Below are 22,208 nucleotides of genomic sequence, written 5' to 3'. Positions count from 1 at the left end.
GCCCCGGCCGCCCCGCGAATCGCGGCCCCGGTTTTATTTGATCAAGGTGTTCGCGATGACGATGGCCAGGCCCAGCAGCATGTCGACGCACCCCACCTTCCAGGCGGCCGGCCAGGAGCCGCCGGAGGTCCTGGTGGCCCACATCCCCCAGCCGAACAGCGTGACCGTGTTGAACACCAGGACGACCCTGACGGCGGTGGACTGGTTCCACCACCCCAGGTGGGCCACGAGGAGCACGCCCACGGTCGGCAGAGCGGCCGCCACCTGCGGCCACTCGGTCAGCACCGAACGCGCCGCGTGGACGAGGGGCCTGTCGCCGGTCACGGTGTGGTGGGCGAGTGTGTGCGCGTAACCGTGGGCGACGGCCGCCACCAGCACGGAGATCAGCACCCACACCGCGTCGTATCCGGGATTGGGAGGGGTCTCGGTCTGGTCCAGGGCGGCCGCCAGGCTACTGGCCAGAACGGTGCCGTAGACGGCGCCGGACAGCAGCCGCTCGGACGGCTCGCGCCGCCGGATCCGGCCCAGCCTGCCCGAGCGCCTGGGGGATCTGAGAGGTTCGGTGCTGTCGGCCATCGTCTCGCTCGCTGCCGTGAACTGGGACACCACCACACCTACCAGCCCACCCGCCCTGCCCGGCGTACCCTCGCCGTCGCCCGGCCGGAAACTCCGCCTACCCCATCCGGCGGGTCAGCGTGGTCCTGGTCCTGGCGAACGCCATCGCGATCAGTGCCACCGCCAGCGGCAGGCCGATGCCCACGGCGAGGAGATTCGGCCACGGCACGCTGAGGATGACGCCCATCTTCTCGAACGGGACCCCGTTGAGCCCGATCTCCTGCGTGGCGTCACGTCGCAGGCTCGCCTGGCTCGCCAGCGCGAACCCGGGGACCAGCCCGACGAGCAGGCCGAGGGGCACGCCGAGTCCGACGATGAACGCCGCCTGCCCGGCCGCCACCAGCCTGCGGGTCCCGGGCCTCGCCCCGATCGCCGAGAGGGTGTCAAGGTCGGACCGGGCGTCCGCCGCGGCCAGCCCCACGGCGGTGAACGTGCCGCCGAGCACCACCACGGAGGCGAAGGCCGCCATGACCCACAGGATGAGGTCAGGCCTGTCATCCCGCCGGCTCCCCCGTTCGGTCTGGACCGCGACCTTGGGGGTGACGGCGCGCACCGGCCCGCTGAGACGCTGCTCCTGCTCCGGGGTCAGGCGGGCGACCGCCGGATCCACGATGAGGTGGCTCAGCTTGGCGGTGAACCCCTCCTTGGTGATCACCTCGACCGGCATCACGCCGAGCACGTTGAACGGCCCCTTGACTGTGGCCACCACCGCGGGCACGGCGATAATCCGCTCCTTCAGCTCGTCCGACGTCCACGTCGAGAGGTTGAGACGGATCATGCCGTCCCTGACCGCCTTCGGATTGAAGATCACCATTTTCCCCTCCGCCAACGCCGTCTCGGCCGCCCGATCGGTACGGCCCAGCAGGAGGCGGAGTAGGTCGGGCCCGCCAGCCGGAAGGTAGCCGAACCCCGATGTCGAGGTCGTGCAGCGGCTGCACGCTCCGTCCATTTGCTGGAACGCCACCCCCCTGTCGTCGGCGTCGACAGCGGTGTAGGCCTCCATCAGCGGCACGCCGGGGAGCGCCCCCTCGACGATCGGCCGGATCTTCTTCCAGGACTCCTCGGTGACGTCTTTTCCGAAGACCGCCGTGGCGCCCATCGGATAGAGCATCCGGTAGTGCTCCTCGAACGCTCTCCGCTCGCTGGCGATGCCGACGGCGAACGCGCTGAACGCCGCCGCGGCGGCCAGCACCGCCACGATGGCGGGGGCCGTACGACCGCGGTTGCGGGAGGCGTCGCGGGCGGCCAGCCGGAAGGGCAGCGGGAGCCCTCCGGCCAGCCCGCCGATCAGCCGGACCAGCCGGGGCGTCACCATGACCAGGCCGAGCAGCCCGAGCACCGCACCGAAGAGAACCACCGCGTCACTTACCCAGATCCCGTAGATCATCGCCCCGAGCCCCACCACCAGCAGGATCAGACCGAGCAGCGGCCATCCGGCGCGGTCGCGCACCTCAGCCCGCCGCCCGGTGAGCGCCGCCATCACGTCCGCCCGAGCGGCCTGCACGGCGGGCACCACGGCTGCCGCCACCCCGCTGAACACGCCGAGCACCGCGACCAGTGCGATCTGTACGGCGGGCACCTCGAACGGCCCCATCTCGCCGAGCGGCCAGACCCCGAGGTATGACGTGATCGCTCTGGCGGTGCCGACTCCTCCAGTAATGCCGAGCACCGCGGCGGCCAATCCCAGGGTCAGCCCGTCGGCCAGCACGACCAGCTTGAGGTGGCGGGCCGAGCCGCCCTGGGCGGAGATGAGCGCGAGTTCCCTGCGACGGCGCCGCAGTCCGACGGCGAAGGCGGGCCCGGCCAGCAGCACAACCTCGATCACGGCCAGCGTCACTCCCATGACGCCTACGAGGAAACCGTTGACCCCCCTGCTGTCCAGCCATTCCCTGATGGCCTGCGCCGGCCCGTCACCCACGGACGGCGGGTCCTCCAGCACCGCTCGCGACAGCACGGTCACACCTGCCCGATTGATCCGACGCGTCTCGTTCCAGGTGATCGGCGCCGGGGTGTCCACCAGCCAGGACCGTTCGGCCGCCCCAGATGCTTCGACAGGGGTCGTGGTGCGGACGGGGATCAGTGAGCCGGGCAGTCCGATGATCTCAATGTTGAAGCGATCCGGCTGTTTGACCACCACCCCCACCACCCGTTTGGGCACATCGTCGCGGGTGTAGCGGATCGTCGAGCCGACTTCTACCTTCAGGAAGGCGGTGACGACCACCTCGTCGACGGTCTGCGGGTGGCGCCCCCGCAGGAGCGGGTACATCCCTGCCGTCATCGGGTCGCGCAGATCCACCTCCCTGACTCCCACGCTGGCGTAGTCGGTCCCGTTCCGGTACTCCGTGAAATCTTCACTCATCGGGATGAGCCGACCGGATCCGATCACGGCCTGGATCTCCGCCTGGGACCGCTCTCGCAGCGGCCTGTCACGTTGGGGCTCCCAGGCGTTGCCTGTCACGTCCTGCCGGATCGGCTCCGCGGCCCTGTCCGTCACCTTGGCGTCGGCCGCGCCCAGGTCCATGGTCAGCCGCTCCCTTGGCTTCATGTCCCGGGTGACGTCCACGGTCAACACGGCGGTGAGGGCGAGTATGGGCAGGCCGATCATCACGATGATGAGCGCGCTGCGCGCCCTGGCCCGCCCGATTCCGCGGCGGGAGATGCGCAGAGCTGCGAAAAGGGCGCTCATGCGGTCCTCCCGCCCTGCGGGCCAAGGTTCGCGAACGCGCGCCGCCTGTCCGTTCGCATGCTCATCGGGCGACCTCCGGGGAGGGGGCGATCTCGCCGTCGTGACGGCGGCGCGACGCGTCCGGCCCGGCGGCGACGCCCAGGCTCACCCCTCGAAGCGCCGGTACGGCCCGCGGGCCGTCACCGCGCACGCGGCTCACGTCCGCAAGCCGTACGACCGGATCGAAACTCATCGTTGTGTCTCCTGCGTTAGGGGGAAGCCGCCAGCACGGCCTCGCAGCGATCAAGCAGGGCGCCCAGGTGACCGGCGCCCGCGTCACCGGCTGAACACGCCGGTCGGGTGGCCCGGCAGACCACAACCGGGCAGCGAGCTCACGGTTCTCTCCGGAGCCATGAGCCGGGGTCAAGTGGGACGACGGGTGAGCTCCACCCTCGTCCGGGTGAAGGCCCCCGCCACCAGCGCGGCCAGCACCGGCAGTCCGATCACCACCGCGGCGAGGAAGAGCCAGGGGATCTCGACCGTCGTCAGCTCGGGGAAGGATTCCGTATGGCTGGTCGGTGTGAGAACCGTCTCGTATCCCAGCATCCGGTCCTTCATCGTCGACCAGAGCAGGGCGACCCCGGTCATGGATCCCGCCACAGCCCCGATCAGCACGCCGAGTCCCGCGATGAAGCAGGCCTGCCCTGCCACGACGAGCCTGCGTGTGCCCGACGGCGCTCCGACGGCGGACATCGTCGCGAGGTCGGGCCGCATGTCGGCCGCCGCGAGCCCGGTGGCGACGAACGTCCCGCCCAGCACCAGGACGAGGGCCGCCCCCAGGAGCAGCCACAGCTGGGGGTCGATATTTTCCTGGAATCCGCCCTCGACCTGGATCCCGACCCCGGGGGCCACCTTTCTCAGGTCCCATACCAGCTCAAGCTCCTGCTGAGGGGTGGGCCGGTAGGAGATCGGGTCGATGTACAGGCTGCCGGGCCTCGTCTCCAGCCCGGTGCCCCGGACGACGGAGACAGGCAGCACCGCGATGGCGTACTGAGGATCGGCGGCCCTGGCCACGACGGCGGGAATCGTGATCTTGACGGTCTCCTCTTCCGCGCTGAACGATGACGCGAGCAGGGCCAGCTGTCCGTCCTGAACCAGGTCCGGGTCGAACACCACGGCCTTTCCCGAGGCCAACGCGGCTGACGCCACCGGGTCCCGCCGCCCCTGAACGAAGGTGAGCAGTCGCTCGTCCCCGATCGGCAGATATCTGGGGCCGCCGGAGTGGCCGAAGAACCGCAGCCTGCTCCCGGAGGTTCTCAGGGGGGTCAGCTGGAGGGTGGCGCCTCTGGTGTTCCGGATCTCGGCGGCCTCGATCAGCGGCACTCCTCGCAGCTTCCGCTCGGTGGCCGCCCTCAGCCCGGCCCATTGATCGTCCGCGAGGCCGCCGGCCTTGATCATCGTGGTTCCGGCCGGGACGGCTGCCTGGAAGGCGTCCCGTCTCGCGGCGAAGTCGCTGTTGCCCGCGATCCCCACCGCGACGACCGCGGCCGCCGCGGTCATGACCGCGGCGACGGCGGAGGCCGTACGACCACGATGGCGGGAGGCGTCACGGGCGGCCAGCCGGAAGGGCAGCGGAAGCCGGGCCGCCAGTCGCGCGGCTTCCTTGACCAGCCTTGGCGCCAGCGCGACCAGGCCGAGCTGAGCGAGGAGGGCGGCGGCGATGACCCAGGCCTGATCGATCCTGACGGCGAACACGACGGCCGCCATCCCGGCGATGAGCAGGATCAGGCCCAGCACGGGACGCCCCACCCGATCGCGCACCTCGCCTCTGCGCCCGCCGAGCACCGACGCCACGTCCTGCCGGGCGGCCTGCACGGCCGGCACCAGGGCCGCGATGATCCCGCTACCCGCGCCGAGCAGGGCGACGGCCGCCACCGAAACCCAGGGGATCTCCAGTGGACCGACGCCTCCGATCAGCCGGCCTGCCTCCAGCGCGGCCGAGAGCGACGCCAGGCCGACGCCGAGGGCCAGTCCGATCACCGCCGCACCGCCGCCGAGGACGACGCCGTCGGCAAGAACGATCATGCGCAGATGCCCCGGGGAGCCCCCCTGCGCGGCGATGAGCGCGAGCTCGCGGCGGCGCCGCCGGATCCCGACGGCGAAGGCGGGACCGGCGAGCAGCACCACCTCCAGCACGATCATGACCGCCGCGGTTCCGATCCCGACGAGCTCGTTCACCTCGGTCGAACCGCGGTACATCGCGTCGACAGCGGGGGGATCCTCGATGACGGCACGGGACGTGACCAGAAGCCCGACGGCGTTCAGCCGCTGGACGTCAGACCACGTGATCGGCCCCGCGGTGTCGGCCAGCCAGCCGGCACCGTGACCGTCCCGCCTGTCGAGGAGCAGGGTGCCGGGCAGTGCCACGATCTCCGAGCTGTCGGTCTGGTGCGGATGCTCGATCACTCCGACGACTCGCAGCGGCCTCTCCTCCCGCATGACGGCCAGCGGCGCGCCGAGGCGGGCTCCCCTCTCCAGCATCGCGGGGGTCACCGCGATCTCCTGGGCCGAGGCCGGGAAGCGGCCCCTCACCAGGCGATACATGCCCGTCGTCAGGGGATCTCGCAGGTCCAGCTCGCGCACGCCCACATGGCCGCGCTCGTCCCGGCTCCGGAAGTCGGCGCTGCCCTCGTTCGCGGGAAGGAGCCGGGCTCCGGGTCCGAGGAGTTCCGCCAGCTCCACCGATGTCCACGGCGTGGTGGAGGCGGGACCGGCACCGGATGGGCAGCACTCGCCTTGGAAGTCCTGTTCCAGCCCGCCGCGGGTCTCCGTCGTCCTGATACGGACGTCGGCCGCTCCGAGGTTCGCGGTGAGGCGCTCTTGTGGAGTGAGACTCGCGGTCGCGGAGAAGGTCAGGAGTCCCGTGATGACGAGGACGGGCAGGCCGATCATCACCATGATCAGCGCGCTGCGTCCCTTGGCACGCAAGGCGCCCCGGCGGGAGACGCGCAGGGCGGCGAGGAAGGCGCTCATGCCGTTCTCCCGTCACGCGGTCCGGGGCCCATGAACACGTGTCGCCCGCTCGTCGGCCACTCTCCCGGGGGATGGCGGTGATCTCGCCGTCGTGAGGGAAGACCACCCGGGCCGGGCCGGGCCGCACGGCGGGATTCGCGGGTGAGGAGGAGGCCCGCCGGTGCGGCCCGGTGGCCGTCGCCGTGCGCGCGGGGCACGCCCGCGAGCCGTACGACCGGATCGAAACTCATTGTTGTGTCTCCTGTGTTGGGGGGAGGCCGCCGACACGGCCTCGCAGTCATCGAGCGGGGCGCCCACGTGGCCGGCGCCGGCGTCACCGGCTGAACGCATCGGCCAGGCGGCCCGAACGGACGGCGGCGGTCGGACGGGAAGACGGTGACCGGGCGGCGAGCCCACGTGAGCCGGGGGTCAGGTGAGGCGGCGGGTGAGCGCCGCCCTCGTCCGGGTGAGGGCCCCCGCCACCAGGGCCGCCAGAAGCGGCAGGCCGACCAGCACGCTCCCGAACATGAGCCAGGGCACGTCGAGCACGACGGGCATCGGGGGCGGCATGCCGATCACCGGCTTCATCGGGGGAATCCGGTTACGAGCATGGTCACCGATGACACCCGCCACGCCCAAGATCAGCCCGACGAGGATTCCTCCCGCCACGCCCAGGAGGGAGATGAACGCGGCCTGCCCCGCGACGAGAAGCCGCTGGACGCGGCCCGGCGCGCCCACCGCCGCCAACGTGGCCCGATCGGGGCGCCCCTCCGCCGCGGCCAGCCCCGTCGCGGCGAACGTGCCCCCGAGAACCAGAACGGCGGCGCCGAGAACGAAGGTGAGCAACCTCACGCCGAGGTTGCTCGGGAAGCCCCGCTCGACCTCGGCGGAGGCCGAGGAGCCGGCGAACCGTACGGCGGCCCGCAGCCGCTCCTCCTGCTCCGGCGTCGTGCGCAGCACGGCCGGATCGGCGATGAGGGTGTCATACCTGACGGTGAGGCCGAGCTTCGCCGCCAGCGACACGGGCAGTACCGCGGTCACCAGCGGCCCGTCCGGGGGGCGCCGGACGACGGCGGGCACCGAGTGCGAGGTGCGCTTGTGAAGCTCGGCGGTGAAGACCAGCATCCCGTCGCGCAGCGCCTGAGGATCGAACACCACCGCCTTGCCCGCCGCGAGGGCGGCCTCCGCGGCGGGGTCGGGGCCGCGCAGGAAATAGCGGAGCAGGTCGGTCCCGCCCACCCGCACGTCCCAGCGCCTCATGAAGGACAGCGGGCAGTGCCCCACGCAGTCACGCTGGACCACGACGTTGACAGTTCGGGAATCGGGCCCGGCGAGCTGTCCGGCCTCGATCAGCGGCACCCCCGGCAGGGTGGAGGCGGTGGTTCGTTTGATCTCGTTCCAGAGTGCGGGATCGGGCTCGTAAGAGGTCACGGCCGTGCTCCCCATCACATACGAGGGCATGTACTGCTCCCTCACCCGGGCGTTCTGACTGGAGCTCATCACCGCCACCGTGGCGAAGACCGCGGTGGCGGCGAGCACCGCGGCCACGGCGGGGGCCGTGCGGCCCCGGTTGCGCGCGGCGTCCCGGGCGGCCATCCGGAACGGCAGCGGCAGTCGCGCGGCCAGGCGCGCCGCGGCGCCGATCAGCCACGGCGTCAGCAGGACGAGCCCGAGCTGCCCGAGCACCGCGCTCGCCAGCAGGCCGACCTCGTACAGTCCCAGGAAACGCATGGACGGGTGTCTCGACAGGGCGGTGCCGGCGACGACGACCGCCACCGCCCCCAGCAGCAGCACCAGGCCCAGCACCGGCAGACCACGGCGTTCCCTGACCGTGCCCCGGCGACCGGCCAGCACCTCGGCCACGTCCGCCCGCGACGCCTGGGCGGCGGGGACGACCGCCCGCGACGCCTGGACGGCGGGGACGACCGCCGCGAGCAGCGCGCTCGCCACTCCCAGGAGTACGGCGAGCGCGACCCAGCCGACAGGCACCTCGAACGGTCCCCGGTGGACGAACGGCGTGACGGCCGCGCCGACCCCGATCCCGCCCGCGACTCCGATCAGGGAGGCCGCGAGCCCAAGGGTGAGCCCGTCGGCGAGGACGACGCCGCGCAGGTGGCGGGGCGAACCGCCCTGCGCGGCGATCAGCGCGAGCTCGCGCCGGCGGCGCCGGATGCCCACGGCGAACGCCGGTCCGGCCAGGAAGACGACCTCCAGCACGACGACGACCGCGGCAAGGGCCGCCATCACGATGCGGGAAGTCCCTCCCGTGGCATGGGGGAGGGGATCCTCCGGGCCGTTCCCCGAGGGAGGCGGAGCGTCGATCACCCCTCGGGAGAGGACCGTGACGCCCTGCCGGTTCATCTCGCGAACCCGCTGCCAGGAGACGGGAGCGGGAGTGTCGATGAGCCAGGCCGTGCTGACCCGACTGCTCCCGTCGAACACGGCCCCCGGAGGCGCGACGATCTCCAGCTCTTCGGGCGCGCGCCGGGGTTCGACGACGCCGACCACGGCGACGGCGGCTCCCCTGCCGTTCACCGTGAGGGTGCTTCCCTCCGGCAGCTTCAGACCGGGGCTCGCCACGACCTCCCCCGCCGTCCGCGGCAGGCGCCCGGACAGAAGCCTGTACATGCCCGTGGTGATCGGGTCGTGTAGGTCGATCTCCCGGACGTCGGCCTCCCGGTAGACACCGGCCGTCCGGTAGCCGGTCAGGGAGACGCGAGTGGGGACCGCACGACTGCCCGGCCCGAAAAGGGTGAGGATCTCCTGCTCCGTCAGGTTCCTGTACTTGGCGGTGCGGCCTTTCGCGGCGACGGAGTGAGCTCCGTCGACGCTCTGCTTCACCGGCTTGGTGGATGCCGCCTCCCGGACGTGGGCGTCGGCCGCGCCGATGTTCCAGTTCAGCCCCTCCTTGAGGGTGACGTCCCCGGTGGCCTGCCACGTCGCGCTCGCCGTGAGCAGCAGGACAGGCAGGCCGATCATGACGATGATGAGCGCGCTGCGTGCTCTGGCCTGCCCGATCCCCCGGCGGGAGATCCGGAGCGCGGCGAAAAAAGCGCTCACGCGTTCATCCCGCCTCGTGGCCGGAGGTCCGTTCCGTCTCCCCGCCACCGGAGGTTCGTTCTCCGGTATCGCGGACGGATGGCAGCGATCCGCAGGTCCGTTCGCTCGCTCATCGGACGCTTTCCAGGGCGGCGGTGGAGTCGGCGATCTCGCCGTCGCGCAGGAAGACCACCCGGTCGGCCCAGGCGGCGTAACGCGGCTCGTGGGTGACCAGCAACACCGCCGCCCCCGCGTCGCAACGGGCGCGCAGAAGCTGCAGGATGTCGTCGCCGGTCGGGGTGTCCAGCGCGCCGGTGGGCTCGTCGGCCAGAAGCAGCCGCCGGTCCCCGACCAGCGCGCGGGCGATCGCGACCCGCTGGCGCTGGCCACCGGAGATCTCGTCGGGGAACCGGTCGGCGACCTCCGCCAGACCGACCTCGGTGAGCACCTCCAGGGCATCGCGGCGGGCCTGCTTCGCCTTGATCCCGTCCAACTCGCGCGGGAGCATCACGTTCTCCGCCGCCGTGAGCGACGGGATCAGGTTGAGATCCTGGAAGACGTAACCCACTCGACGCCGGCGCAACGCGGCCAGCGCGGCGGCCTTCAAACCCGCCAGCGGCGTGCCCTCCACCACGACCTCACCCGAGGTGGGAAGGTCGAGGCCGCCCGCCAGGTTCAGCAGGGTCGACTTCCCCGACCCCGACGGACCCATCACCGCCACCAGCTCGCCGGCCGCGACGTCCAGGCTCACGCCCCGCAGTGCCGACACGGCCTGCGGGCCGTCACCGTGCACGCGGGTCACGTCCGCGAGTCGTACAACCGGATCGAAACTCATTGTTGTGTCTCCTGCGTGTGGGGGGAGGCCGCCAGTACGGCCTCGCAGTGATCGAGCCAGCGCTGTTCGGCCTCGGCCTGAAAGATCATCGAGTCCAGCACCAGCCGCTGTGCCGGTCCGCCGTCGTTCGCGCGTTTGGCGCGGGTGAGCTCCTGCAGCGTGCGCATGGTCGCGGTGCGCTGGGCCTGGATGACCGGCCGCACGTCCGCCCTCGCGGTGACCGCCATGGCGAGCTTGATGACCAGTTCGTCCCGGGGCCGGTCGGCCTGGGCGACGGGGGTGCCGAACCATCGCTCCATCTCGGCTCGACCGGCCTCGGTGATCGCGTAGACGACCCGGCCCTGCTCGTCCTGCTCGCCGGGACTCACCAGACCGTCGCGCTCCAGTCGGGAGAGCGTCGTGTAGACCTGGCCGATGTTGAGCGGCCAGGACGCCCCTGTCGACGCCTCGAACTCGGCGCGCAACTGGTAGCCGTAGCGGGGTCCCTGACTCAGCAGAGCGAGCAGTCCCTGTCGGATCGCCATGGATACTGAGTATGCATACTCAGTATCCCCCTCGCAAGAGATCTGCATATTCTGGACAGGTTCCATAGTTGGGCCTGATACTCAGAGGATGAGCTCGACGCATCCTCCGTCCCGCGCATCCGACGGGGATCGTGATCGTGCGATCAACGAGCTCCGCGACCGTGCCGTCGAGGGGCATCTGTCACATGACACGTTCCTCGGTCGCATCGACATGGCGCTGCGCGCACGCAGCCAGGGCGAGCTCGACAACCTGGTCGCCGACCTCCCGCAACGCGGCCGGTTCCGCCGCATGGTCACCGAGGTCGTCTCCTCGGCCTCCGATTTCACCAAGCGTGTGGAGTCCGCCTGGCGACGTCCCCGACTGCCCAGGCTGGCGCTGCCCGGCGACGGCCGCACCCGCTACGTGGTGGGCCGCGGCTCCGCCTGCGACCTGGTCCTGGCCGACCTGACCGTCTCCCGGGTGCACGCCGAGCTCCGCCGCGACGAGGAGAACTGGATCCTTGTCGACCTCGGCTCACTCAACGGCACCCGGCTGAACGACTGGCGCCTGGTCGGACCGGCGAGGGTCCGGCCGGGCGACGTCATCTCCTTCGGCGACTGCGGCTTTGTGGTGATCACCCCTCAGCTGATCTGACGTCTCCCGATTCGAGCTTCTTCGCCGTCAGGGGGTAGCGCGTCGTCAGCACGACGCTGATCACGACGACGAGCGCGGGCACCAGCGTCGTGCCGTACAGCGCGGCCGTGATCGCCGCGTCCGGCTGCGCGACCGGCGCGGAGGGATCGGACTCGACGAATCCGGCCACGCCGAGCAGCCAGCTGAGCACCAGCGCGCCGAGCGCGAAGAACACGGTCTCGGCGGCTGTCCAGAGCCCGGTGAAGACCCCGGCCCGCTGCTTGCCGGTGACCATCGCGTCGTAGACGATCACGTCCGACAGCATCGAGAACTGCAGCATCTGCCACCCGGCGTAGCCGATGCCGATGACCAGCACGCACAGGTGCGCGTACACCGAGCCGAACTGGCCGGCGAAGGCCATCCCGATCGCGCCCACCAGGAACAGGACCGATCCGAGGAACATCGCCCCGCGCTTGTCGTAACGCCTGGACAACCACACCCACAGCGGCATCGTGACCAGCAGCGGACCGACGATGCACAGCAGGAGCGTGGTGGTGGCCGAGGGCTCCTTGAGAATGTAGGTGGCCAGGTACGGCGTTCCGGCCAGCATGGTTCCGGCCGCGAACATCTGGGCGCAGCTCAGGCCGAGCAGCGCCATGAACGGCCTGCTCGATCGCGCCGCGGCGAACTGGGCCCTGATCGACGGCTCCGCCGTGGCCCGCACGACCATCGGGGCGCGGGCCGTACCGAAGAAGGTGGCGAGCATCGACGCCAGCAGCGCGGCCCCGATGACCAGGCCCATCATCCGGTAGCCGGAGGCGTCGTCGCCCGCGAGCGCCGGCGCGAGAGCCCCGGACAGCAGGATCGCGAGACCGACGAAGACCATCTTCCACTGGAGGATCGCCGAGCGCTCGTGGTAGTCCTCGGTCATCTCGGTGCCCATCGCCTTGTAGGGCACCTCGTAGAAGGCGTAGGCCGTCGCGGTGAGGAAGTAGAAGACGGCGACGTACAGCGCGGCGGGCATGCCGGTGAGCGGCGGGCCGGCGAAGGTGAGCGCGAACGTCACGGGAAGGGTGAGCGCGCCCAGGAGCATCCACGGACGGCGCGGGCCGAGACGGGAGGCCGTGCGGTCGGAGCGCTGGCCAACCCAGGGATTGATGAACACGTCCCAGAGCTTGGGGAGGAAGAGCACGATGCCCGCGATCTAGGCGGGGACGGCCAGCACGTTGGTCATGTAGAACAACAGCAGCAATCCCGGGACGGTACTGAACGTCGCGGTGCAGACTGAGCCGACACCGTAGCCGATACGCACGCTGCGCGGGACGGTGACGACGGCGGGGGTGAGCGCCGGTTTGATCATGACCCATTCAATCGCAGCGAGTGATCGCCTGGTAGGCCCAGAAAGATACGGATATTTCCGTATTGCTGCGAGATTTGCGATTCTCCATCATGATCATCGCAGATCCCCTAACACCTGGAGAAGCCTGTGCGCCCTTCGCGCAAAGCAACGATCTCAATCCTCCTGCTCGCCGGTCTCACCTGGAGCTCCGCCCCGGCGAGCGCGCTCGAACCCACATCCGGCGTCACCGATCTGGTCAAAGACCTCGACCAGATCCTCAGCGACGCGCGGCTGACCCCCGCGCAGGCCGGGGTGGTCGTCAAGAGCGCCGCCTCCGGCGAGCAGCTCTACGGCCAGGACGCCGGCAAGATCCTCACCCCCGGCTCCAACGCCAAGCTGCTGACCTCCGCCGCCGCGGTGGACTCCCTCGGCCTGGACTTCCGTTTCACCACGAGCGTGCTGTCCACCGGCCGCAAGGCCGGATCCACCCTCGCCGGCGACCTGTACCTCAAGGGCACCGGCGACCCGACCATGCTCGCCGCCGACTACGACGCGCTGGCCGCCCGCGTCGCCGACGCGGGGATCAAGACGGTCTCCGGCAAACTGGTCGCCGACGACACCTGGTTCGACGCGGTGCCGCTGGGCACCGACTGGGCCTGGGACGACGAGCCGTACTACTACTCGGCGCAGATCTCCGCGCTGACCGCCTCCCCGAACACGGACTACGACGCCGGCTCCGTGATCGTCTCGGTCGCCCCCGGATCCGCCGCGGGCAAGCCCGCCAAGGTGTCCACCACCCCCGAGACCGACTACCTGAAGATCGTCAACAACGCGACCACCGGTACCACGACCAACGTGTCGATCGAGCGGCAACACGGCACCAACACCGTACTGATCACGGGGACCGTCGCGGGCGGCTACGACGAGTGGGTCACCGTGGACGACCCCACCGGCTACGCCGCCTCCCTCTTCCGCAAGGCGCTGACCAATCACGGCGTGCGCGTGATGGGCTCCACCACTCGTGACGCGACCCCGCAGATCGCGGCCACCGTGGCCTCCCGTCAGTCGATGCCGCTGAGCGAGCTCCTCGTCCCGTTCATGAAGCTCAGCAACAACATGCACGCCGAGATCCTGATCAAGTCGATCGGCCGCAAGGTCTCCGGAGCCGGGACGTGGGGCGCCGGACTCGCCGCCGCCTCCTCCTTCGGTCAGGCCAACGGCATGCCCGCCCTGCGCATGCGGGACGGCTCGGGCCTGTCCCGGGGCGAGGGCCTCACGCCGGGCGGCATCACGGACCTGCTGATCGCCCTGCGGTCCAAGCCCTGGTTCGCCACCTGGTACGCCTCGCTGCCGATCGCGGGCGCGCCGGAGCGGATGGTCGGCGGCACGTTGCGGAGCCGGATGGCCGGCACCCCCGCCGCCGGGAACGTCCGGGGCAAGACCGGTTCCCTGACCGGCGTCTCGGCCCTGTCCGGCTACGTGACCAGCGCGGACAACGAGCCGCTGGTCTTCTCCGTGCTGCTCAACCAGTATCTGTCCGCCTCCCCCAAGGACATCGAGGACAAGATCGCGATCCGTCTCGCCCAGTTCAGCAGGACCGCGCCCGCCGACGTGCCGAACGTCCAGCTCAGGAAGGCGGCGGTGGACGCACCGGAGCTTGAGTGCTCCTGGCTGAAGCCCGTGGAGTGCTGACCGGTCGTCGAGCTCCCTGACGCCTCTGGGACCACTCTGGTTTACCTGAAACTCAAGTTAATATCCGGAATTTCGTGACAAGAGCGGTCTATGCCGACAGAATGCGGAATCCATCCAGCGTCAATCAATCTGGAGGAACCGACATGCGTAGACCGCTAGGGGCGCTGCTGTGTCTCGGGAGCCTGGCGGCGTTCAGCACGCCGATCGCCACGGCTCACGCCACAGCAGCGCCGCAGGTCGCGTGCCGGGTGTACGCCGCCAAGCCCTATGTCACCGCCGCCGGGAAGATCCAGGCCTCCGCCGCCCGGCTGGGCTGTGGCGACACCGCACTGGTCCGCATCCGCATCAAGCGTGCGGTGGCCGGGACCGACCCGGTCGTCAAGAGCGCATCCCAGAAGGGGGTCAACGGGCGGGTCACCGTGAAGCTCGGATGCGCCCCCGGCGTCTACTACGCCACCGTCACCGACTACAGGGGCAAGACGAGCACGTCCAAGCCCGTCCGGCTGTCCTGCACCCCCATGGTGACCCCCACCGCGACGGCGCCTCCCATCACACCCCCGCCGACCGGCACCGTGGGTACGGCCGAGGAGAACGAGGTCGTACGGCTGGTCAACGCGGAGCGGGCGAAGGGCGGCTGCCAGCCGCTCAAGCACGACGCGCAGCTCCGCAAGGCCGCCTTCGACCACTCGGCCGACATGGCGGCCCGGAACTACTTCGATCACGACTCCCCGGACGGCCGTGACCTCGCGGACCGCCTCCGGGCGACCGGCTTCACCGGCTGGTCGCGCCTGGCGGAGAACATCGACGGGGGCTCTGCCACCCCGGCCGCCGTGATGAACGGCTGGATGACCAGCCCGGTTCACAAGGCCAACATCATGAACTGCACGTTCACGCTCATCGGTGTCGGTCTGGCCAAGGGCACCCAGGGATACAAGACCTACTGGACCCAGAACTTCGCCGCCAGGTAGACCCCGGCCCTTCCCCCCGGGTGACGGCGGAGAACACGGCGACGCCCTCGCGACGGATGACCGTCGCGGGGGCGTCGTCGTACGAGGCGGCCCCGTCCCGGCCCCGTTCGGCTCGTGGAGGCCTCCGAGCTCGAATGCTCCTGATCGACGTTCCCCGGGTTCTCCCGGCCGAAGCCCGTGGAGCGCCGGCCCAACGCCGTCCCTCCCAGTCCTCTCCGGAAGCACTTTGGTTGACCTGGAACCCGCATTGACGCCCGGCATTCCGCGACAACGGCGGTCTGTCTCGACAGAGTGCGGAATCCATCCAGCGTCCAACCAAATCCGGAGGAACCGATATGCGTAGACCGCTGGGGGCACTGCTGTGCCTCGGGAGTCTGGCAACACTCAGCGCGCCGATCGCCACGGCCCACGCCGCGGCGAACCCGCAGCTCGCCCGTGGCGACACGGGCACGTCCGCGACCGCCGTCCGGCCGTCCCGCGTCTCCGCGGGCATCCCAGTCCCCCCGCCTCCCCCCAGAGCCACACCCGCTCCCACACCCACCGCGGCTCCTCCCGTCCCGAGGTCCACCACCGTGGACGAGGTGCTGCGGCTGACCAACGCCGAACGGCGGAGGGGAGGGTGCGGCCCGCTCACCCACGACCCGCGGCTGCGCTCGACCGCCCAGGCCCACTCCGACGACATGGCCGCCGCGAACAAACTCATCCTCCCGACCACGGACGACATCAAGGCCGGCGGATTCACTCCACTGGCGGCCTGGGGCGGGAACCTCGGATCGGGCTATTCCTCCCCGGCCGCGGCGGTCGCGGGCTGGATGAACAGCGCCGCCAACCGGAACAGGATCCTGAACTGCTCCTACACCCTCGCCGGGGTGGGCCACGCCTCCAGCCGTCAGGGCGTCCCCTACTGGACCCTGATATTCGCCGGACGCTGAACCCGTACGGCCCGCGCCCCCGTGAGACGAACGTTCAGGGGGCGTGGGCCGTACGGGGTGAGGCCGACTTCTCCACCGGCTCGCCCGACCGGATCTCGGCGAGGACACGTCGCGTCCCCCTTCACCGTCGGTCAGGCCGCCACGGGTCACTCGACCGGCCGCCCCTCCTCAGTCCGTCGGGACCCATCGGAAGTCGTCCGCGGGATCCCGGGCCGGAGCGAACCAGGCAGGTAAAGCGCGTCAAGACAGCGTTCTACCATCCCGGGCGTTCCCGGGGCCGATCGCCCCGATCTGATCACGACTCCGGGACAGGCCCTGGCACCCCGCTCACTCCAGTTCGGCGAGGAACGCGTGCAACGCCCGGTGATAGGGCTCGACGGTGGTGAGGTCGGCGTACTCGTCGGGGCCGTGCTGGCCGTCGCCGCCGATGCCGAAGATGACGGCGTCGATGCCGCGCTGGTAGTAGAACCGCCCGTCGGCCGAGCCGTGCTTGCGCAACAGGTCGCCGGAGAACCCCTGGTCGCGGGCGGCCCGCTGGAGGGCGAGCACCTCGCGGCTGTCGTGGCCGGCGTGGTGCGGCGGGTCGATCCGGCCCACCGTGACGGTGACGCCGGGTTCGCAGAAGGCCGCCAGGTACGCGGCCGCCTCCTCGGCGGCCCTGCCGTCGAAGTCGGCGTCACCCGGCGGGAAGCGGATGTCGAGCCATGCCCCGGCCAGGGCGGGGATCTGGTTGTGCGCCCGGTTGGGGGTCTCGACCCTGGAGACGTTGACGGTGGTCCGCCAGGTCTCCTCGGCCGGGTCGGGGTACCTCGCCAGCACCTTGTCGAGCGTGCGCAACAGCTTCGTCAGGGCGTTGTCGCCCAGCCACGGGTACGCGCCGTGCGCGGAGCGCCCCTCGGCCCGCAGGTCGGCCGTGGCCACCCCCTTGGAGTCGGTGACCACGCGCAGCCCGCTCTGCTCCCCGATGACGGCGAAGTCGCCCTCCACCCCGCGTTCGAGCTGGTGCAGGGTGCCGTCGCGGCCGCCCACCTCCTCGTCGGTGACCAATTGCAGGCCCAGCGGGTACGGCAGGCGCCCGGCGGCCTCGCGGAACACCTGCGCCATCACCAGCCCCGACACCTTCATGTCCTGGGCACCGCGGGCGAAGAGCCGGTCGCTCTCGATCCGCGGCCGGAACTGCCGCTCGGGCGCCGGCACCACGTCGAGGTGGGCGTTGAGGATCATCCGGAAGCGCGGCCGTACGGCACCGCGGTAGACGAGCGCGCTGGGCTTGCCACCCGACTCGAACCGCTCGACGGTGAACCCCTCCCCGACGAACGCCAGAACCATCTCGAGGGCCTCCCGCAACCGCTCCGGCCGCTCAGCGGTCGACGGCACCGCCAGGAGTTCTCGCGCGGTCACCAGGAACGATCGGAGATCCATGCCCCAAGCCTTTCCCACGACGTGCCCCGGATGCACCCCGGGCGCGGAGACGCTGACTCCCACCGGCTTCCACCCTCGCCTCCCGCCACAGCCGTGAGGGCGACGCCTCAGCGGTGGCTGTTCACCAGGTCGTAGGCGGCCTGGTTGAAGGCGCGGACACGGGCGGTGGCTCCGTCGGCGCGCCAGAGGAGGCCCCATTCCAGGGGCGGGGCGTCGCTGAAGGGGACGTAGGTGACGTCGGGGCGGATGTAGTAGCGCCTGACCTGGGCTCCTACGGGGAAGACGCCTTGTCCGGTGCCGATGAGCGTGAGCATCTCCTGGAAGGTCTCTGCCGACGGGCCGGGCTCGATCGGCCGGCCGGCGGGTGTCCGCAGGGGGGTGCGGTCGTGGCGCAGGGATTCCGGCAGCGTGTCGGGTAGCTGCAGCATCGTGGTGCGGGCCAGGTCTTCGACGGAGACGGACGTCCGGCGCGCGAAGGGATGCCCGGACGGCACGGCGAGCATACGTGCCTCCCGCACCAGTACCGGCCCGGTGACGATGCCCGGTTCGTCCATGGGGAAGTTGCCCAGGACGAGTTCCACCTTGCCGTCGCGGAGCCACGGCAGGATCTCCCCGATCTGCGCCTCCCGGATCTGGACGTCGCAGCCGGGCTGCCGGTCCCGGAACAGCTCGGTCGCGCCGACCAGCAGCTGGCCCGCCGCCGCGCCGATGAAGGCGACCCGCAGCGTGCCGGTGATGCCCCGGCCGGAGTCGATCGCCCGCTTGAGCGCGGTGCCGATCTGGGTCCACGCGGGCTGGATCTCCTCGTAGAGCTGCCGTCCCACCGGGGACAGCTCCACCCGGCGGCTGGTCCGGTTGAACAGGGGGACGCCGACGCGTCTCTCCAGTTTCCTGATCGTCTGGCTGATCCGGGCCGTGGACACGCGCAGGCGCTCGGCGGTACGGCCGAAGTGCAGCTCTTCGGCGAGGGTCACGAACGCCTCCAGCTCGTGCCGTTCCAGCATGCCTGCCTCCCATCGTTAAGCGAGGGTTCACGATCCTTGCACAGGCTCGCATTGATCACGAACTCGGCCATGACGAAGGTGGAGGGGCTCGCAAACACCACTCGACCTGAACGGAAGCCCACCATGTACGTCACCCGTCATCACGCGATGTCCGTCCCGGCCGCGGACGCCGGAACGGTCGCCGGGGAACTGCGGGACCGCGCGGAGATCACCGACGCGCTGTACCGCTTCGGCCTCGGCCAAGACCTGAAGGACAAGGACCTGTTCGCCTCGTCCTTCGCCGAAGACGCCGAGCTGGACTTCCGCTCGGCGGCCGCCAGGTGGGGCTCGAAGCCGCCGCTGCTGTCCGGCCGGGACACGATCGTCACCACCGTCCTGGGCATGTTCGCCGGCCGGGTGGACACCACCCACCAGGTCACCAACCCGCGCATCGCCGTCGAAGGCGACACTGCCCGCCTCACCGCGCTGGTCGAGGCCCAGCACCTGCTCACCGCCGACCGAAGCGGGCACGCCCTGCTGAAGAACCTCTACGACGTCGACCTTGTCCGCGACGGCGACCGCTGGGTCATGCGCCGGATCCGCATCGACAACGTCTGGTTCACCGGCGACCCCGCCGCCGTCTTCGGTGGCTGACACCGCAGCACCTTTGTCAGGTGATTCCACGAAGGTATTCCGCATGCTCGACGTTCAAGGATCGGCGGGCGGGTTCCGGCGCCCCGGACTGACGCTGGCGTTGCTGGCGTTCGCCCAGCTGATCATTTCGATCGACTACAACATCGTTTACGTGGCGCTGCCGGAGATCGGCGGCAGCCTGGGCTTCTCGGCGCAGATCCTGCAGTGGGTGGTCAGCGCGTACGCGGTGGCGTTCGGCGGGTTCTTGCTCCTGGGCGGCCGGGCCAGCGATCTGTTCGGCCCACGCCGGATGTTCGTGCTCGGCCTGACGCTGTACGCGGCGTCCTCGTTGGCGGGCGGACTGGCCGACGCGCCCTGGCCGCTGGTGGCCGCGCGGGCCGTGCAGGGCCTGGGCGGGGCGCTGCTGTTCCCCGCGACGTTGACCCTGATCAGCACCGGCTTCGCCGAGGGCCGTGAACGCAACCGGGCGTTCGCGGTGTGGGGCACAGCCGGAGGCAGCGGCATGATCCTGGGCTCACTGCTGGGCGGAGTGCTCACCCAGGCGTTCGGCTGGCCTGCGGTGTTCTACGTCAACGTGCCGCTCGCCGCGGCCGCGGCACTGCTGGCCTTCCCGTTGATCACGCCCGCCGCCGTGGCCCGGGTGAGGGGCCGCGGCTTCGATCTGGCCGGGGCGCTGACCGTCACCGCAGGCACAACGCTGATGGTGTTCGCCCTGGTGCAGGGCCCGGAGTCCGGCTGGTCCTCGCCGCCGGTGGTCACCGCCGCCGCGGTCGGCCTCCTGTCGCTGGTCGTGTTCGTCGCGATCGAGCGGCGCAGCGCCGACCCGCTGCTGCCGCTGGGGCTGCTGCGCGGCCGTGACCTGGGCACCGGCTTGATCGTCACGTTCCTCTACATGGGGACCTTCGGTACCCTGCTGTACTTCCTGACCGTCTACTTCCAGGTCGTCCACGGCTACGACGCCCTGCGCACCGGTCTGGCGTTCCTGGTCCCGATGGCCGCGATCGTCGCCGGGTCCCAGGCCGCCGGGAGGCTGGCGACCACCCGCGGCACCCGCACCACCATGATCGCCGGTCTGGTCGTCGGACTGGCCGGCGCCGTCCTGCTCGGCGCGACGCTGGCCGTGGACGCCTCGTATCTCGCCCTGATCCCAGGGCTGGTGGTCCTCGGCCTGGGCCAGGGCGCCGGCTACACGCTGATGTTCGGCGCGGCGACCGCCGGGACCGACCCGCACCAGCAGGGCATCGCCTCCGGGGTGGCCTCCACCGCCCAGCAGATCGGCGGGGCGGTCGGCCTGGCCGCCCTGGTCGCCGTCGCCAACGCCGGAACCCACGGCCTGACCGGCGCCGCACTTCGAGCCGTCACCACCGACGGCCTGCGCACCGCGGTCTTCGTCGCCGCCGGCGGCATCGCCGTCACCGCCCTGGTCGCCATCGGCTTCACCCCCGCCCGCAGGGCGATCATCTCCCCCGAAGTCTCTCAGGCCGCGGCCTGACATCCGGAAGAAGAGAGAACATGAACAACCTCAACGATCTGCGGTCCGTCCTCCGCGGCCGCGTACTGACGCCCGGAGACGACGGCTTCGACCAGGCCCGCCGACCGTGGAACCTGGCCGTCGAGCAGCCGGTGGGCGCGGTGGTCGACGCCGCCGACGCCGCCGACGTGGCGGCCCTGGTGCGGTACGCCCGCGACGCGGGACTGCGGGTGTCGGCCCAGCCCAGCGGCCACGGCGCCACGGGTGATGTGGCCGGAGTGATCCTCCTGCGCAGCAACTTCCCCGTCCTCGCCTGATCCGGGGGGCGAGGAACGATGGGCCGGAAACGTACGCCAAGGAGCGACGACGCGGCTCAATGAACCCAACGCAGTCTCTCCTACGCATCACTTGAACCACCTTGGTCTACCCGGAAATCACAACAACGCCCGGCGTTCCGCAGTAAGAGCGATCTATGTCTACAGAATGCGAGATCCAGCCAGCGTTCAACCACATCCGGAGGAGCCGACATGCGTAGACCGCCAGGGGCACTGCTGTGCCTCGGGAGCCTGACGGCACTCGGCACACCGATCGCCACGGCCCATGCCGCGGCAGCCCCGCAGGTCGCGTGCCGGGTGTACGCCGCCAAGCCTTTCGTCACCGCCACCGGAACCATCCAGGCCTCCGCCTCCCGCATGGGCTGTGACGACATCGCGCTGCTCCGCATCCACATCAAACGCGCAATGGCCGGGACCGACCCGGTCGTCAAGAGCGCGACCCAGAGGAGAGCCAACGGGCGGGGCATCGCGAACCTGCGGTGCATCCCCGGCGTCTACTACACCGCCGCCACCGACCACCGGGGCAACGAGGACAGGTCCAAGGCCGTCCGGCTGTCCTGCACCACGGACATCCCTGCGCCCACACCGGCTCCCGGTGCCGGCACGGCCCTCAAACCCACGTCGGCCGCCCCCGGCTCCGCCCAGTGGCCCTCGGCCAAGGAAGAGGCCGAGGTGGTGCGGCTGACCAACCTCACGCGACAGGAGAAAGGCTGCGGTCCGCTCACGCACGACGTACAGCTGCACTCGGTCGCCCAGAACCACTCGAAACACATGGCCGCCACCAATGCCCCCGACCACGAGAACGCGCTCGGTCGCATCAGGGCGAGCGGCTTCACACCGATGTCGGTCTGGGGGGAAAACGCCGCATGGGGCTTTTCCACCCCGAACAAGGTGATCGATGAATGGATGAAAGAGGACGAAACTCCCACCCAACGGGAAAACATTCTTAACTGCGCCTACACCCACGCCGGGGCGGGTCTCGCCTACAACGCCCAGAAGGTCCCCTACTGGACTCTGGTCTTCGCCAAGCACTGAGCCCGTACGGCCCGCGCTCGGCGCGAAGGTTCACTTCGCGCCGAGCGCGGGCCGTACACGTCGAGGCACCGCTG

General features: G+C 70.7%; 19 protein-coding genes. 8 read left to right on the top strand and 11 right to left on the bottom strand.

What is annotated here, in order from left to right; genetic code table 11:
* Positions 1 to 33: 33 nt before the first annotated feature.
* The 7 genes from J2853_RS42510 to J2853_RS42480 form a co-directional block, all read right to left on the bottom strand.
* Entirely contained in the window at positions 34 to 606 is a 573-nt protein-coding gene (locus J2853_RS42510; protein ID WP_307567299.1) for a hypothetical protein, read from the bottom strand.
* A 67-nt stretch (positions 607 to 673) separates the two neighbouring features.
* Positions 674 to 3,301, bottom strand: coding sequence for an FtsX-like permease family protein (locus J2853_RS42505; protein WP_307567297.1), 2,628 nt, complete (start codon positions 3,299 to 3,301; stop codon positions 674 to 676).
* Positions 3,302 to 3,362: 61 nt separating this feature from the next.
* Positions 3,363 to 3,533, bottom strand: coding sequence for a hypothetical protein (locus J2853_RS42500; protein ID WP_307567296.1), 171 nt, complete (start codon positions 3,531 to 3,533; stop codon positions 3,363 to 3,365).
* A gap of 170 nt (positions 3,534 to 3,703) precedes the next feature.
* Positions 3,704 to 6,313, bottom strand: a complete 2,610-nt coding sequence (locus J2853_RS42495) for an ABC transporter permease (RefSeq protein WP_307567294.1) — start codon at positions 6,311 to 6,313, stop codon at positions 3,704 to 3,706.
* A 408-nt stretch (positions 6,314 to 6,721) separates the two neighbouring features.
* Positions 6,722 to 9,352, bottom strand: a complete 2,631-nt coding sequence (locus J2853_RS42490; protein WP_307567292.1) for an FtsX-like permease family protein — start codon at positions 9,350 to 9,352, stop codon at positions 6,722 to 6,724.
* Between the two features lie 109 nt (positions 9,353 to 9,461).
* Positions 9,462 to 10,166, bottom strand: coding sequence for an ABC transporter ATP-binding protein (locus J2853_RS42485; protein WP_307567291.1), 705 nt, complete (start codon positions 10,164 to 10,166; stop codon positions 9,462 to 9,464).
* Positions 10,163 to 10,690, bottom strand: a complete 528-nt coding sequence (locus J2853_RS42480) for a PadR family transcriptional regulator (protein WP_307567290.1) — start codon at positions 10,688 to 10,690, stop codon at positions 10,163 to 10,165. Before J2853_RS42480 ends, J2853_RS42485 begins: the two co-directional genes overlap by 4 nt.
* 88 nt (positions 10,691 to 10,778) lie before the next feature.
* Here J2853_RS42480 and J2853_RS42475 point away from each other — a divergent pair, with 88 nt between their 5' ends.
* The gene (locus tag J2853_RS42475) at positions 10,779 to 11,324 is read left to right on the top strand and encodes an FHA domain-containing protein (protein ID WP_307567289.1); all 546 of its coding nucleotides are present in this window, start codon (positions 10,779 to 10,781) and stop codon (positions 11,322 to 11,324) included.
* Here J2853_RS42475 and J2853_RS42470 read toward each other — a convergent pair.
* Entirely contained in the window at positions 11,305 to 12,495 is a 1,191-nt protein-coding gene (locus tag J2853_RS42470; RefSeq protein WP_307567287.1) for an MFS transporter, read from the bottom strand. The two genes, J2853_RS42475 and J2853_RS42470, sit on opposite strands and share 20 nt — an antisense overlap.
* A gap of 12 nt (positions 12,496 to 12,507) precedes the next feature.
* Complete coding sequence (locus J2853_RS42465) at positions 12,508 to 12,663, bottom strand: hypothetical protein (protein WP_307567286.1); 156 nt, start codon at positions 12,661 to 12,663, stop codon at positions 12,508 to 12,510.
* Positions 12,664 to 12,789: 126 nt separating this feature from the next.
* Between J2853_RS42465 and dacB the strand changes: the two genes are divergently transcribed.
* From dacB to J2853_RS42450, 3 genes are all read left to right on the top strand, one after another.
* Complete coding sequence (dacB, locus tag J2853_RS42460) at positions 12,790 to 14,334, top strand: D-alanyl-D-alanine carboxypeptidase/D-alanyl-D-alanine endopeptidase (protein WP_307567284.1); 1,545 nt, start codon at positions 12,790 to 12,792, stop codon at positions 14,332 to 14,334.
* Positions 14,335 to 14,477: 143 nt separating this feature from the next.
* Positions 14,478 to 15,302, top strand: coding sequence for a CAP domain-containing protein (locus J2853_RS42455; protein ID WP_307567283.1), 825 nt, complete (start codon positions 14,478 to 14,480; stop codon positions 15,300 to 15,302).
* 335 nt (positions 15,303 to 15,637) lie between these two features.
* Positions 15,638 to 16,234, top strand: coding sequence for a CAP domain-containing protein (locus tag J2853_RS42450; RefSeq protein ID WP_307567282.1), 597 nt, complete (start codon positions 15,638 to 15,640; stop codon positions 16,232 to 16,234).
* 327 nt (positions 16,235 to 16,561) lie between these two features.
* Here the strand turns inward: J2853_RS42450 and J2853_RS42445 are convergent, their stop codons facing one another.
* Both J2853_RS42445 and J2853_RS42440 read right to left on the bottom strand, forming a co-directional pair.
* Positions 16,562 to 17,656 (bottom strand): M20 family metallopeptidase, encoded by a 1,095-nt coding sequence (locus tag J2853_RS42445; protein WP_307567281.1) that lies wholly within the window; start codon positions 17,654 to 17,656, stop codon positions 16,562 to 16,564.
* 107 nt (positions 17,657 to 17,763) lie between these two features.
* Positions 17,764 to 18,660, bottom strand: coding sequence for a LysR family transcriptional regulator (locus J2853_RS42440; RefSeq protein WP_307567280.1), 897 nt, complete (start codon positions 18,658 to 18,660; stop codon positions 17,764 to 17,766).
* 69 nt (positions 18,661 to 18,729) lie between these two features.
* On the opposite strand from J2853_RS42440, the gene J2853_RS42435 reads away from it, so the two are divergent.
* The 4 genes from J2853_RS42435 to J2853_RS42420 all read left to right on the top strand — a co-directional run bounded on the left by J2853_RS42435 (position 18,730) and on the right by J2853_RS42420 (position 22,134).
* Positions 18,730 to 19,293 carry a nuclear transport factor 2 family protein gene (locus J2853_RS42435; RefSeq protein ID WP_307567278.1) on the top strand — a complete coding sequence of 188 codons (564 nt, stop codon included), beginning with the start codon at positions 18,730 to 18,732 and terminating at the stop codon, positions 19,291 to 19,293.
* Positions 19,294 to 19,336: 43 nt separating this feature from the next.
* Positions 19,337 to 20,785: an MFS transporter gene (locus tag J2853_RS42430; protein ID WP_307567276.1), complete on the top strand. Its 1,449-nt coding sequence runs from the start codon at positions 19,337 to 19,339 to the stop codon at positions 20,783 to 20,785.
* Positions 20,786 to 20,805: 20 nt separating this feature from the next.
* Positions 20,806 to 21,081, top strand: a complete 276-nt coding sequence (locus tag J2853_RS42425; RefSeq protein ID WP_307567274.1) for a hypothetical protein — start codon at positions 20,806 to 20,808, stop codon at positions 21,079 to 21,081.
* A 210-nt stretch (positions 21,082 to 21,291) separates the two neighbouring features.
* A complete protein-coding gene (locus J2853_RS42420) occupies positions 21,292 to 22,134 on the top strand; it encodes a CAP domain-containing protein (protein ID WP_307567273.1) in 843 nt (280 codons plus the stop codon).
* Positions 22,135 to 22,208 lie beyond the last annotated feature (74 nt).

Origin of the sequence: Streptosporangium lutulentum (genome assembly GCF_030811455.1) — a bacterium.
Taxonomy (GTDB): Bacteria; Actinomycetota; Actinomycetes; order Streptosporangiales; family Streptosporangiaceae; genus Streptosporangium; species Streptosporangium lutulentum.
Note: the sequence above shows the minus strand (reverse complement) of the source record. Positions and strands in the feature narration are given on the sequence as shown.